This is a genomic window from Rhodococcus sp. NPDC056743, assembly GCF_042790355.1.
Classification (GTDB): Bacteria; Actinomycetota; Actinomycetes; order Mycobacteriales; family Mycobacteriaceae; genus Rhodococcus_F.
In genome coordinates, this window is the sequence record NZ_JBHTZI010000001.1 from 203854 (window position 1) to 216543 (window position 12690).

Consider the following 12690-nt stretch of genomic DNA (forward strand, 5'->3'; position numbering starts at 1 on the left):
GAATCGGAAATGAACTCTCGATGGAATCGCAGGATCGGTGCGGCGCTGGCCGCGGCAACCGTTCTGCTCGGCGTCACGGCGTGCGGATCGGATTCCGACACCACCGACACGAGCAAGACCACTTCGGTGAGTGCCGACGCCGGTCAGTACCCGGTGACGGTGTCCGGCAAGTTCGGTGAGACGACCATCGAGTCCACTCCGACCCGCGCGATGCCGCTCTCCCCGCAGGACGCAGACATTCTGCTCTCGCTCGGTGTCACTCCGATCGCGATTCCGGTGGATGCCCAGAACCGTGCCGCTACCGGTGGTTCCGGAGTGTGGCCGTGGCAGAAGGAGGCATTCGGCACCACGACGCCCGAGACTCTCGACCTCGAAACCGGCGTCGGATCGATCACCGAGAAGTTGGCTGTGCTCGAGCCGGACATCATTGTCTCCACCGGTTTCTGGGCGCTCGACCAGTCTGCGTACGACCAGCTGAGCAAGCAGTTCCCGGTTGTCCACTTCGACACCAAGGCCAACGGCGAGCCGTGGCAGGATTCGACTCGTAAAGTTGCTGCCGCACTCGGTATCCCGGCCAAGGCAGAAGAGGTGATTGCCGCTGCCGAAGCGGACCTGGCTTCGGCTCGAGCAGCGAACCCGACAATCGAAGGTAAGACCTACAACGCGGTCATCGGCGATACCGGCGGACAGTTGTCGGTGCTGGCCTCCGACGAGCGCGGTATCGGCCAGTTCCTCACCTCGCTGGGATTGGTCCTGAGCCCGTATGCCACCACACTGCCCGTCGACGCGGACGGCCGCGGCATCCTGTCCTACGAGAGTGTCGGAGACCTGAACGCGGACGTGCTGTTTGTCGTCTCGCCCACCGGAGATCTGGGTTACCTCACCAAGTTCGAGGGCTGGAACGCATTGCCTGCTGTGCAGGATGGCGCTGTGGTGTCCTTGGCCCGTAACACCGGCCTGCCCAACGCCGTCGGATTCCCGTCAGCACTGTCGCTCGGCTGGGCCACCGACCAGGTCATGCCGCTCATCTCCGACGCGGTCGCGAAGAGCGCAACGGGCTAGCAATGAGCGAACGCGGAGTGCTACTCGACTTACGGCCGTTGCGCGAAAGCGCCGCGTTCCGGAGAGTTTTCATCGCCAGGACCATCTCGATTTTCGGTATCGGGATGCTGATGGTCGGTGTGCCGATCCAGATGTACGCGCTCACGGAATCGTCCTTCATGGTCGGTCTCGTGGCGGCCGTCGAAGGCGGAGCGTCCATCGGCGGCATGGTGTTCGGCGGAATTCTCGCCGACAAGTACAACCGGAAGACCCTGATTCTGTTTGCGCGCACAGTATCCGGGTTGACGTTTGTCGGGTTGGCACTCAACGCGATGCTGGACAATCCGTCGACGGTGGCAATCTTTGTGCTGTCCGTAGTCAACGGGCTGATCGGTTCGATCAGTATCGCAGCACTCTTTGCCGTCATTCCCAGTCTCATCCCCAGGGAACAGTTGGTCGGTGTCGGCGCGCTCAACGTGCTCAGTGCGCGTGCCGGCGCCGTGCTCTCCCCGGCCCTCGGCGGATTGTTGATCGCGGCAACGTCGGTGGCCTGGAACTACTGGGTTGCGGCTGCCGGCACCGTGATCACTATCGTGCTTCTCTCGGGATTGCCGTCCATGATGCCACCCGTCCACGAGGACGAGTCCGGGCACGATGGGCCGCCGGTATCGGTGACGGGCTTCATCTTCGGGCACCGCGTGGTCGGCGGCGTCATGGCTGTCGGCGTGATCGCAATGCTCGGCAACGGTGTCCTGGTGCTGGTTCCCGGGTTGGTGGACGAACGGTTCACGGGTGACTCTCGCGCAGTGGGTGTGCTGTACGCAGCCGGTGCCATCGGCGCGGTGGTGGCCACCGTCACCAGCGGTTGGCTTGGCCGCCTGGCTCATCCGGGCCGGGTGCTGATGACGGCACTCGTCGCAGCATTTGCCGTGCAGGCACTGGTCGGAGTGACGACAGGGCTGGTAGTGGCTGTTCTTCTGCTGGTCGTAGTCGGCGCCGTCACTTCTGTTCAAGAGGTGCTGCGGTACTCGATCATCCAGACCCATACACCGGCAGCATTGTTGGGCCGTGTCAACGGATTGTGGGCAGCTCAGGAAGTGGCCGGAGTGTCGGTGGGCGCCCTGATTGCCGGCGTTTTCGGCGCAGCCTTCCTGCCGTCGACGGCTGTTGTCGTCTACAGCCTGACCCTGGGCGGCGTCGCACTACTGTCGACGGTCGTGCTGGGTTCGTTGCGGCGAGTGAGCGGCAGTACCTCGAACAGTGCAAGACAGGCCGTCACAACGCCAGATGAGGGCGACACTCGGTTGCCCTCGACAGAACTCGAGAAGGAAAACACATGACCACTGCATTTACCCGCGAGCGCATCATCTCGGATCTTGCGGAGGTGCTCGATCTCCCCGCTGACGAGTTGACCGAAGACGTGAGCCTGATCGACCTGGGCCTGGACTCGGTGCGGCTGATGTCGCTGGTCGAGCGCTGGCGATTCGAAGGCGCAGCAATCGATTTCGTGGACCTGGCGTCGGACCCCCAGGTGGGTGCGTGGCTCGAGGTAATGGGTGCACAGTAACGGCGAGGTCGATCCCGAGCCAGGCGCGAGTTCTGCGAGCGGCGCCCGCCGGATTGTTCGGCGGGCGGCGTACTTTGCCGGAGTTGGCGCGGTAGCAGTTGCAGCGCTGGGAGTGCTCGTCTTCTACGTCGGGCCCGAGTCCAACACGTTGATCATCGCGTCGTCGTTTGTTCCGCTGATGCTTGGTGTCGGTGTGTTGGGTTTGGTTGCCCTGGCAGCAACGAGATCCTGGCGAACTCTCGCAATGGGAGTGGTTGTTCTCGTGGCGGGGGCGTTCACTCAGGCGCCGCTGTTCGTCTCGAATACGCCGGACACTGTTGCCGGCGATGGAATCCGGGTGATGCAGGCGAATATTCGCCTGGGCGAGGCCGATCCGGTTGCGTTGGTGGAGCAGGTTCGTTCGCACTCGATCGACGTGCTCACTATTCAGGAACTGACGGACTCGGCGGTGGAACGTCTGGGCGCGGCGGGTCTGACGGAGTTGCTGCCGTACCGGTTTGTCGAGCCCAAGGACGGCGGCGGTGGTACCGGAATCTACAGTCGCTTCCCGCTCACCGAGCAGGAGTCGCTCGGCCACTTCGCGATGTCCAATCTCGTGGCAACCGCTGATATCGGCGACGGTCGCAGCGTGACGGTGGCCGCGGTGCATCCGATGCCGCCATATCCGTCGCCGGCCTGGATGTGGGCGTCGGAGATGGGGAAGTTGAACGGACTTCTGCACGAGCAGGCGGCGGACGGCAACCCGATGATTGTCGGCGGTGACTTCAATTCCACCTACTCGCACAGTCGTTTTCGTGCGATCCTGACGGACGGTTTCACTGATGCCGCGGAGCAGACGGGCGCGGGGTTCGTGATGACCTACCCCGCCGACACGTGGTATCCGGCGCTGATCGGGATCGACCACATCGTGACGAACAGGGCGACGGTAACGGAGTTCGAGCGGATCGAGATCGAGGGTTCGGACCATCATGGTCTGGTGGCGACCGTGACACCCCATTTCAACAATACCTAGGCTATCCTAACTCTTGACTTTCTGTTGGTGTTTTCTATCGAGAGACCTGAGTGATCGGTGAACCGTAACCCTGCTGGCGTGAGTGTGGTTGTGCCGGTGTATCGGTGCCTGCCGTACGTGGAGAACTGCCTTCGTTCGGTGCTGGCGCAGAGTCGTCCGGTTGCGCAGATTGTTCTCGTGGACGATCGCGGTGGTGACGAGTCCATGGCACAGGCGGAGTCGTACTTGCGTTCGCGTGGTGTCGATTTCACATCCGTGGTCCACGAGCGCAACGAGGGGTTGGGGCGTGCCCGCAATTCCGGTTTGGCTGCCGTGACCGAAGATCTGGTGTGGTTCCTCGACAGTGACGACGAGGCGGCACCCGATTTTGTCGAGCAGCTCGAGTCGGCTTTGACTACCGCGTCGGCGGACTTCGCATGCACCAGAACAACTCGCGTCGACGAATCAGGTAGGGCAATCCAGGTCGACGAGGCGCCGTTCGACGCGATGGTGGTGTCGGGCAAGGAGTTTGCGCGGCGCCTGATTCTCGGGGATGCAAAGGCCTACGCGTGTACCAAACTCTTCCGCCGAGAATTGCTGGGGGAGCGGCCGTGGGACGAGGGGCAGGGGTACGAGGACATGGCGCCCGTACTGCGAATGTCGTTGGCTGCAGAGCGAGTTGCCCTGGTTGAAGAGCCCTTGTACCGATATCTCTACCGCGAGGGTTCGATCAGTACCTCGCTCACGTCGCGCACGCTCGATCTGTTCAAGGTCGAACGCGACATCGACAGTGCGCTGGACGACCATTCTCTGAGCACACAGTGGGGCAACGAGATACGTGCCTTCCGCTACCGCGAGGTGCTGACGTCCGTGGCCCATGTGGCGATGCGCGCCCGCCATGCTTCGCCGACGCGCCCCGAACTGTACGACGAGGCGATAGCTCGGGTGCGTCGGTCGATTTCGACGGACGACGTGATTCCGCTGGTACGCACCGGTCATCGCCGCGAGGCTGTGTTTGCGGTGATGGTGAAGTACACGCCCGGTCTGTACTCGGCGATTCTGAGGCACCGATGAGCGCGCCGCTGGTCACAGTTCTGATCCCGGCCTACAACGCCGGCCCGTACCTGCACGAGGCTCTCGATTCGGTTCTCACACAGGATTTCCGCGACTTCGAACTGCTGGTGATCGACGACGGGTCCACCGACGATACGGATGCCGTGCTCGCCTCCGTGACTGATCCGCGACTGCGGGTGGTGCGGCAGGACAACACCGGACTGGTCGGCGCTCTGAACCGGGGTCTCGCGGAAGCACGGGGCCAGTTCCTGGCTCGGATGGATGCAGACGACCGGATGGGCGTCGGCCGGTTGTCCGCCCAGTTGGCGGTATTGACGGCTGATTCGTCGATAGTGTCGTGCGGTACCGATTACGAACTGTTCGGGGCACTGACGGGCCGGGTTCGGATGCCGCGCACGGATGCTGCGTGTCGCCAGAGGTTGCTGCTCGGCAGTTGTCACTGCGGTGCGTCGGTCATGATCCGCAAACCCATGCTGGATCGCAGCGGACTCGAGTTCCGGACGGAGTTCGCGCACGCCGAGGACTATCGGATGTTCGCGGAACTCTCGCAGTTCGGGCGCCTCGCCAACGTGGCGATGGTCGGATACGAGTACCGGATCTACCCGCACCAGGTCAGTGCTGTGCACGGGGCGCAGCAGCGGACTGCGCACCAGCGGATCGCTCGCGAATACGCGGAGTCGATTGGCGTTCGCCCGCTTTCGGACGACGCGCTGTCAGCGCTGTTGTGGCCACAGGTACCGGCGGGATCCCTGCCGGTGGCGGCACTGCGGGCGCTGACGGACATCGCGCGTCCGGCAGCGTCGGTGGTGATGCGGCGTCCGGGCGTCGAGACGGTGCGGTTCACCGGACGCAAGATTGTCGAGACGCTCGCGAAAGTGCGAGCAGCGCACTAGGTTCTTGCGGAATCCAGCATGTCGGAATCTGGGAGGTCGGATTTCGGGACAGCCGGGGTAGCCGAGAAATCGACGATTGCCCGGCGCAGGGGCACCGCGATCACCGCGATGGCGACCAACTGAGCGCTCAGCGTTGCCAGTCCGGCTCCGATCAGACCCAGCCGGGGAATCAACACCAGTGCCAGCGACACAGTGGTGACGACGATGACGCACTGGACCGCCAGCATCAGCCGGAGCCGTCGCAAGATCTGGGCGAGAAGAAAATACACCATGACAACGGTTCCGACGATCGACTCGAGTGCCATCACGAGGACGAGTGTTGTTGCGGCCTGGAAGTAGTCGGGGCTGATCACGTACAGGACTACCGGTCCACCGATCGCCAGTCCGGTGGCTGCCACCGCAGTTACGGCGGCGAGCATCCGGAGCAGTCGTCGCAGTAGGGCTTTCCGGTCGGCATCGGGCGACGAGGCTTCGACGATAAACGACGAACCGACTCCGCTGCGGAGCAAACCGACTGCCGAGCACATTGTCCAGGCCACGTTGAAGTACGCGTTCTGTTCGGCCCCCAACTGCGACACCACGATCAGTGGCAGGACAAGGGGAGTCACCGTGAGGACCAGTGTCATCGTGAAGAAGACTCCCTGGAATGCCCACAGTTCGCGAACCGGTGGCAGGTCAGGAGCGATTGCCTTCCGGCCGCGCACACCGGTACGCAGAATATGGACCAGCGCAACGGCAGTGACGCCGAACGCCAGCACTCCCCAGGAACCGGTCAGGGCCAGAGTGGATCCCGTGCCCGCTAACGCGACGATCGGAACGATCTTGAGCACCGACAGCGCAATGTTCTTGGCTGCAACACTCTTCGCCAGTCGCAGACCCGTCAGGATCGGGTCGGTCAGCGCGTAGATCGCCAGCGTCATCACCAGCATCGGGAAGACGACGCGTTCGGTGGTGTTCGTGAAGAGGCGTTCGTTGGTCGGATTGACGAGCAGGAAACCGCAACCGAGAAGCATTGCGACGGTGGCTGTCAGAGCCAACCCGCCCAGAACCAGACGCGTCGAAGCGCGTCCGGCGACGGGAAGGAATCGTTGGTATGCGCCGCCGAGCGACAAGCACGACACTGATGCCAGCATCGTTGCCGTGCTGATGACTGCCGAGGCCCGGCCGACTTCTGCTGTCGTGAAGAAGCGTTCCGCGACTGCCCAGTACACCAGGCCGAGCGCACCGGTCGCCACGGACGAGAGCATCAGCGCCGCGGCATTGGACTCGAGTCCCGCGCTCAGGCGGCGGGTGGGCAGGCGGCTCATCGGGGTGAATCCGAATGGTGTGCCTGCCGCACGGCGAAGGCATCGATCAGCGCCGCCGAGGTCGTGTCCACCTTGCGGGCGAAGAGCGCCGGTGAACGGCGTAGCGTCGGTTCGTCGTCGATTCCGAATACTCGCGGACTCAGTGCAGTTCGATCCGACCAATCGATGTGGTGGAGGGCGTGTACCGGGTCGGCGATGAACGCGTCGACGTCTGCGCACTGTTCCACGTCCTGAACGATCCGACTCGCGTGCGGTGAGGCTTTGAGGATGGAGTGGAAGACAATCTCGTCTGAACACAGTGTGTGTCGATGGAAGTCGAGCCACCGTGGATGTTCCGCGATGAATCCGGTGACCTGATCTACTGCGCCGGCGGTCAGGGCCCACCAGGTCGACCCCTGGTACAACTCGATTGTCGGATCCACCTTCCGGGGAATGCGCCCCGACAGTCGCGCCCGAAGCGGCAACCTGTCGTCCGGGAAGTGGCGACGGTCCACCAGGTTGGTGCGTTGCGCATCGGGTCCCGTCAATCGCCAGTCGATCCGGATGAACTCGATCGAACTCTGCCAGGCCGTCAGGACTTCGTCGATCGGCGCGATCAGCAGATCGGAACCGGAGAGCAGGGCGTACCGTTGATACGCGTTCCCGGACGATCGTGCCTCTCTGATCAGGCGCAGGATCACGTGGACGATGCTCAGCCCACCCCAGTTCACGGAGGAACGGTCGCGCACGTAGCTCACCCCGTCACCTTCGGGTACGACGGCCTCGAACGATGCGAGATCGGCTTTGGCATCGATATGGACGTAGATGTCGATGGACGGGTGGCGCAGTGAATCGACGAGTGCGGCAAAGACTTCTGGTTGGTGATGCGCGATGACCAGAACTGCAGCGCGGAAACTCACTTCAGTGCCTCGCGCACCAGGGCCGCGGTGCGCGCGACGTACGGCGGGCGGAGCATCCCGACATGATCGCCGGAGACACGCTCTACCGAAACGACATCGGGCGCAACCTGAGTCCACCACGTGGGGTCATCCGGGTTGTCTTCGGCCATGACAACGGACACTGCGCCGTTCCACGGTTGCAATCGGTGCATGAGCGCGATCCGCCGGCCCAGATCGTGGAACAGATCCCACTGGGTCTGTGCCGGGTACTGCCACAGTCCAGCCGTGAGCAGCATCGCGCGCGTCTTCCACAGTGTGCCGCGATCGGTGGAAGCAGGAGGTTCGGACACCGGGATCGACGCCGTACCCGAATCCGGTTCAGCGCGAGACAGATCGAGTGTTCCCGAACCCAACGGCCCACCCAGGATCGTATCGAGGCAGATTACCGCGTTGACTGTGTCGCCCTCGGCTTCGAGTAGGCGGGCGACGTCCATCGCGATCACACCGCCGAGTGAGTGGCCGACAAAGGTGTACGGGCCGTGCGGCTGTACCCGGCGGATCTCACGCAGGTAACGCTTTGCCGCTGAGCGCACCGTCCAATCGGGGAATCCGCGCCCCTCGAGTCCGTGGGCCTGGAGGCCGTGCACCGTCCATCGGGGGCCCAGTTCCCTCGCCAGCGGCAGCAATGCCAGCGCAGTGGAACCGGCTCCGGCAAAGGCGAAGATCGGGGCTCCGGTGCCGCCGCTCTGCAACGGAACGAGCACGCGGGTGCGCAGCGTCGTACCGGCGGAGGCTTGTTGGAGATGTGCGGAAAACTGGTGAAGAGTGGGAAAGTTGGCCAAAGTTGCCGACGACAGTTCGGCGCCGAAAAGCACCCCGGCCCGGGTCAGCATCTGCTGAGTCTGCAGCGAATCACCACCGAGAGAGACGAAGTCGTCGTCACGGCCGATCTGTTCGATCCCCAGGATCTCGGACCACAGTGCTGCCAGTTCGGACTCGACACCCACCGCGGGGGAAACCACGGTAGGTCTGGGCGAGGGCGCCGGCAGAGCGGCGCGGTCCACCTTGCCGCGCTCGTTGCGGGGTAGGGCTGGAAGCAGCATCAGGTTGGCTGGAACCATCCAGTCCGGCAAAGTCTTTCGTAGATCGCGCCGTAAGTCTGCCGCAGACGGGGCGCGCGTGGTGGGATCCACGGCCACGTATCCGACCAGCGCGGCACCGGTGTCTGTCTGTCGAGCCAGCACAACGGCGTCTTCGACGGCAGGCAGACGACGCAACGCCGACTCCACTTCCGACGGTTCTACCAGGTAGCCGCGTACCTTGACGGCGTCGTCGCTGCGGCCGACCAGGTGAAGCAGTCCGTGCTGGTCGAACCGGCCCAGATCACCCATCCGGAACGATCGAGTGCCATCTGCTGCCTGCCCGAACTTCGTGAGGTCTGCGGCAGCGGTGCCGTCCCGCTCGACGAAATAGCCTTCGGAGAGATAGGGCGATTCGACGACGATTTCACCGACTTCACCTGGTGCCACATTGCCGCCGTCGGGGCCGCGTAACCGCACCACTTTGTTGGCGGCAACCACACCGACGGGCAGCACCCGGTCGGGAACCTCGCGGCCAGGGGGGAACTCGTTGAATGCGAGATTTCCGGTCTCGGAGGAACCAGACAGGTTGCAGTACGACGCAGTGGGACTCAGCAATGTGCGGAGCCGTCTCACGTCGTCGCCATGCACGGCCTCACCGCACGTGGTGACCAACCGGAGGCCGGTCAGGGTTGTGCTGCCGGCGCACACCTTCATGACTGCGCGCAGTAGTGAAGGGGTGGCGTGCAGCGTGGTCAGGTTCTGGCTCGAGATCCACTGCGGGACTTCTTCGATACCCACTTCCCGGGGATCGAGGAAGTGCAGCTCGCCGCCGTTGAGCAGGGCGCTGAACACCACGTCGAGTCCACCGCCGAAGCTGATCGGCAACGCCATACCTATCCGGTCGCCGGAACCGATCCCGAGCGTGGCGTGAAAATCCGCAGCCTGGTTGAGCCACAATCGGTTGCCCTGGCGGACGGCCTTCGGAGTGCCGGTGGAACCGGAAGTGAAAAGCAATACCGCGCAATCTGTCTGAGTGACAGTGGGCAGAGGCTGATCGGGACGCGGAGGAAGCGCAGCCAACGCGGCCGGGGTAAAGCGGCCGGCTCCCGATCGCGTGAGAATGTTGTGGCGCCGATCCTCGGGCAGTTGCGAATCGAGCAGCACCAGCGGATGTCCCGAGAGAAGCACGGAGACAAGCGCAACGACGCAGTCGAGGCTGCAGGTGGTGTCAAGGGCAACCGGACGTCTAGCGCTACCGAGATGACCGACCAGGGCCCGAGCGTGTGCGTCCGCACGCGAGTGAAGTTCCCGATAACTCAGACTGCTGTCGCCGCAGACCACCGCGATGTGGTCGGGTAGTGCGCTCGCAACGGATTCGAACCGTTCCCGAACCGAGGACCACGGGACCGGGAACGGCTCGTGTCCTCGAGGAGCGAGGAAAGACCCGATTGTCGAATTGTCAGACACCGGCACTTGCTCCGACTTCGGCCGTGACGCCAAGCCTGGGGAACAGCAGTTCTGCCGTGATTTCAGCTTCGCGGATCAGTGGCCACCCGGACAGGATCCAGATGTCGATGCCCACGCTCTCGCTCATCTCGAGCATGCGTGCGGCCACGTTGTCTGCGCTGCCCACAAGGTAATTGCCGGAACCCTTGCCCGCGATGTCGAATGGTGGTTCGGCCCCGGACCACGTGGTCAGCCCGGCAGCCATGTTCGGGGTGAATTCGAGTTCCGCGCGCGTGGGCAGTCGCCCGGCCCGCAGAGCATTGATGCGAGCCCGCACCTGAGCGTCGTCGGAGGTAAGTTCCGCCAACGGCGGGAACCCGAAGCTGGTCAGGTTGCGGTCCGCGGTGCTGAGCACCGATTCCGGTGAGGTCTGGGACAGTTGCCATTCGAACCGCTCCCACGCCTCCTCTTCCGTTTCCCGGACGATGACGCTGGCCAGTACCCCGAACTTCAGTTCGCGGCCCCTGTCGGACGCTGCCGTCCTGACCTTCGTGAACAGCGCCGACATCGCTTCGGCCGGGCTCATGAACATCAGGTAGGCGTCGAGAACCTCTGCCGCGTGCGAGATTCCGGCAGGAGAGGCCCCGGTGCCCCAGACCGGAACCCCGCCCGGCTGACGGGGTCCGGCGATGGCCGGCTTGTATCGCGGACCGAGCTCGAAGTGCTCGCCCGAGAACGCCTGCGCCTCATCGAGATAGAGCCGCTTGAACAGCGGCCAGTACTCCTCGGAGACGCCGTAGCGCTCGTCCTTGGAGTGAAATCGTCCGTACCGCGCCAATACCGGATCGGCGCCGTTGACCTGGTTGTAGATCAACCGGCCGCCGGAGTACTGGTCGAAGACCTGTGCCTCCTCGGCCAGCAACGCCGGTGGTTTGACTCCGGGATACTCCGGTACGACAAAGCGCAGCCGTTCGGTATCGGCGACAAGCGAAATCGGCTCGCGGGCCGTTGTCAACGCGCCGTAATAGCCGAGTCGGTCGAGAGTGCGCGCTTGCTCGCGCAGAGCGGCAAACGACGGCTCGAACCGGTGCCGTGGATCCCACGGCACCTCTCCGTCGTTTGCTCCGATGTACCAGAGGATCTCGGGAACGGACATCTTTCCTAGCGCTCGTCGCAGAATTCGGTGATCGGCAGGCCGACGTGGCGCGCCTCGGTGGGAACATAGCCGAGCAGCTTGTCGCCCGGTTCCAGTTCGGTGACGTTGTTGACGCTGCCACCGGGTCCGAGCAGACGAACATGCCAGTCGTCCTGTGCGATGACGTTGACGTTCTTGCCGTTCGGGGCAACTGCGGTGATCGAGATCAGCGGGCGCTTCTCGATCTTGACGCGGCCGATGCGTACTTCGCGAACACTGCCGTCCGAACGGACAGCGAGGATCGGATGGCCGGCCTGAAGTTCGCTGACGTAGCGCGTGCGATTGTCCGGGCCGAGCACGTAGGAGTGAACGGCGCCGGCATTCCAGCGGAAGGGACGCGTCGGCATGTACGGCAACGGGTGGGTCTCGCTGCAGGAGAGGAACATTCCGGTGGAGAACGAACCGATCAGGCAGCCTTCGTCCTTCTCGAGCAACGAGCACGTGTCGATGCAGGCGCGATCGCCCATGCCGATGTGCTCGACCTTCGTGACGACAAGCTCGGAGAGCTCCATCGACTCGATCTGGTGATCGACGATGCGCGCGATGCGGACGACGTCGTCGGCGCTACGGGGTGCAAGCAGGAGTCCGTCCGATCCGTGCTCGAGAACGAGCTTCACGATTTCGGCGTCTTCGACGTCGGTGACGGTGGTGACGGTGCGTCCGCCGGAGTTCTCCGCGGCGGCGATGACGATCTCGAGCGGGATCTTGGTCGGGTCGGTGAACGTGAGGAGCGTCCACGGCACCTCACGAACGACCTCGCACGCCAACTGCAGGGTCGGTGCGTCGGAAACGACAACATGGACGCCACGATCAGGGGTGTGACCGATGTTGGGGGACAATGCGTCCGCGCGATCGGCGACCACGACAAGGTCGACTCCGTCGTACGGGAAGTCCTCTGCGAGTGGAGCGTCGACACTCAGGATGCGGCGCACGGTGGGGGGAAGGCCGTCGAAGGTCTCGATCTTGTCCGAGAGGATGCCGTCGATGCGATGGTGCAATGCGGCTTGCACAATTGCCGGCAGCAAGCTCTGCTCGACCGAACGGACGTCGAGCCAGGCGAAGTGTCCTTCGCGGCTGATCGGTGTCCGTCGACTGTCCGTGCCGGCCCCCGTCGCCGGGAGGATCTGGTCGGTGACGATAGTGCTGTCCATGGTTGGACACGTTCCCTTCGTTGGTTGAAAAAGCGCGTGTGCGTGCGAGGTGGTGAAACCTGAAG

11 protein-coding genes are annotated in these 12690 nt (G+C 63.7%); 6 read left to right on the plus strand and 5 right to left on the minus strand.

Translation table 11 applies throughout. From position 1 onward, the window contains the following. The first annotated feature begins 9 nt into the window (after positions 1-9). From ACFRFQ_RS00890 to ACFRFQ_RS00915, 6 genes are all read left to right on the plus strand, one after another. Complete coding sequence (locus ACFRFQ_RS00890) at positions 10-1062, plus strand: ABC transporter substrate-binding protein (protein WP_378651909.1); 1053 nt, start codon at positions 10-12, stop codon at positions 1060-1062. Positions 1063-1064: 2 nt separating this feature from the next. Continuing rightward, positions 1065-2381, plus strand: coding sequence for an enterobactin transporter EntS (entS, locus tag ACFRFQ_RS00895; RefSeq protein ID WP_378651912.1), 1317 nt, complete (start codon positions 1065-1067; stop codon positions 2379-2381). Next, entirely contained in the window at positions 2378-2608 is a 231-nt protein-coding gene (locus tag ACFRFQ_RS00900; protein WP_378651915.1) for a phosphopantetheine-binding protein, read from the plus strand. The genes entS and ACFRFQ_RS00900 overlap by 4 nt, the downstream gene beginning before the upstream one ends. After that, complete coding sequence (locus ACFRFQ_RS00905; protein ID WP_378651918.1) at positions 2598-3620, plus strand: endonuclease/exonuclease/phosphatase family protein; 1023 nt, start codon at positions 2598-2600, stop codon at positions 3618-3620. The genes ACFRFQ_RS00900 and ACFRFQ_RS00905 overlap by 11 nt, the downstream gene beginning before the upstream one ends. Positions 3621-3698: 78 nt before the next feature. Next, complete coding sequence (locus ACFRFQ_RS00910; RefSeq protein ID WP_378651920.1) at positions 3699-4673, plus strand: glycosyltransferase family 2 protein; 975 nt, start codon at positions 3699-3701, stop codon at positions 4671-4673. After that, entirely contained in the window at positions 4670-5566 is an 897-nt protein-coding gene (locus tag ACFRFQ_RS00915; protein ID WP_378651922.1) for a glycosyltransferase family 2 protein, read from the plus strand. Before ACFRFQ_RS00910 ends, ACFRFQ_RS00915 begins: the two co-directional genes overlap by 4 nt. Here the strand turns inward: ACFRFQ_RS00915 and ACFRFQ_RS00920 are convergent. The 5 genes from ACFRFQ_RS00920 to ACFRFQ_RS00940 are packed head-to-tail and all read right to left on the minus strand — an operon-like array spanning position 5563 to position 12625. Further along, positions 5563-6873 carry a lipopolysaccharide biosynthesis protein gene (locus tag ACFRFQ_RS00920; protein WP_378651925.1) on the minus strand — a complete coding sequence of 437 codons (1311 nt, stop codon included), beginning with the start codon at positions 6871-6873 and terminating at the stop codon, positions 5563-5565. The two genes, ACFRFQ_RS00915 and ACFRFQ_RS00920, sit on opposite strands and share 4 nt — an antisense overlap. After that, positions 6870-7772: a beta-1,6-N-acetylglucosaminyltransferase gene (locus ACFRFQ_RS00925; protein ID WP_378651928.1), complete on the minus strand. Its 903-nt coding sequence runs from the start codon at positions 7770-7772 to the stop codon at positions 6870-6872. The genes ACFRFQ_RS00920 and ACFRFQ_RS00925 overlap by 4 nt, the downstream gene beginning before the upstream one ends. Next, positions 7769-10300 carry an alpha/beta fold hydrolase gene (locus ACFRFQ_RS00930; RefSeq protein ID WP_378651931.1) on the minus strand — a complete coding sequence of 844 codons (2532 nt, stop codon included), beginning with the start codon at positions 10298-10300 and terminating at the stop codon, positions 7769-7771. The genes ACFRFQ_RS00925 and ACFRFQ_RS00930 overlap by 4 nt, the downstream gene beginning before the upstream one ends. Continuing rightward, entirely contained in the window at positions 10293-11435 is a 1143-nt protein-coding gene (locus ACFRFQ_RS00935; protein ID WP_378651934.1) for an LLM class flavin-dependent oxidoreductase, read from the minus strand. The genes ACFRFQ_RS00930 and ACFRFQ_RS00935 overlap by 8 nt, the downstream gene beginning before the upstream one ends. Positions 11436-11440: 5 nt before the next feature. Further along, a complete protein-coding gene (locus ACFRFQ_RS00940; protein WP_138870149.1) occupies positions 11441-12625 on the minus strand; it encodes a 3-dehydroquinate synthase II family protein in 1185 nt (394 codons plus the stop codon). Positions 12626-12690 lie beyond the last annotated feature (65 nt).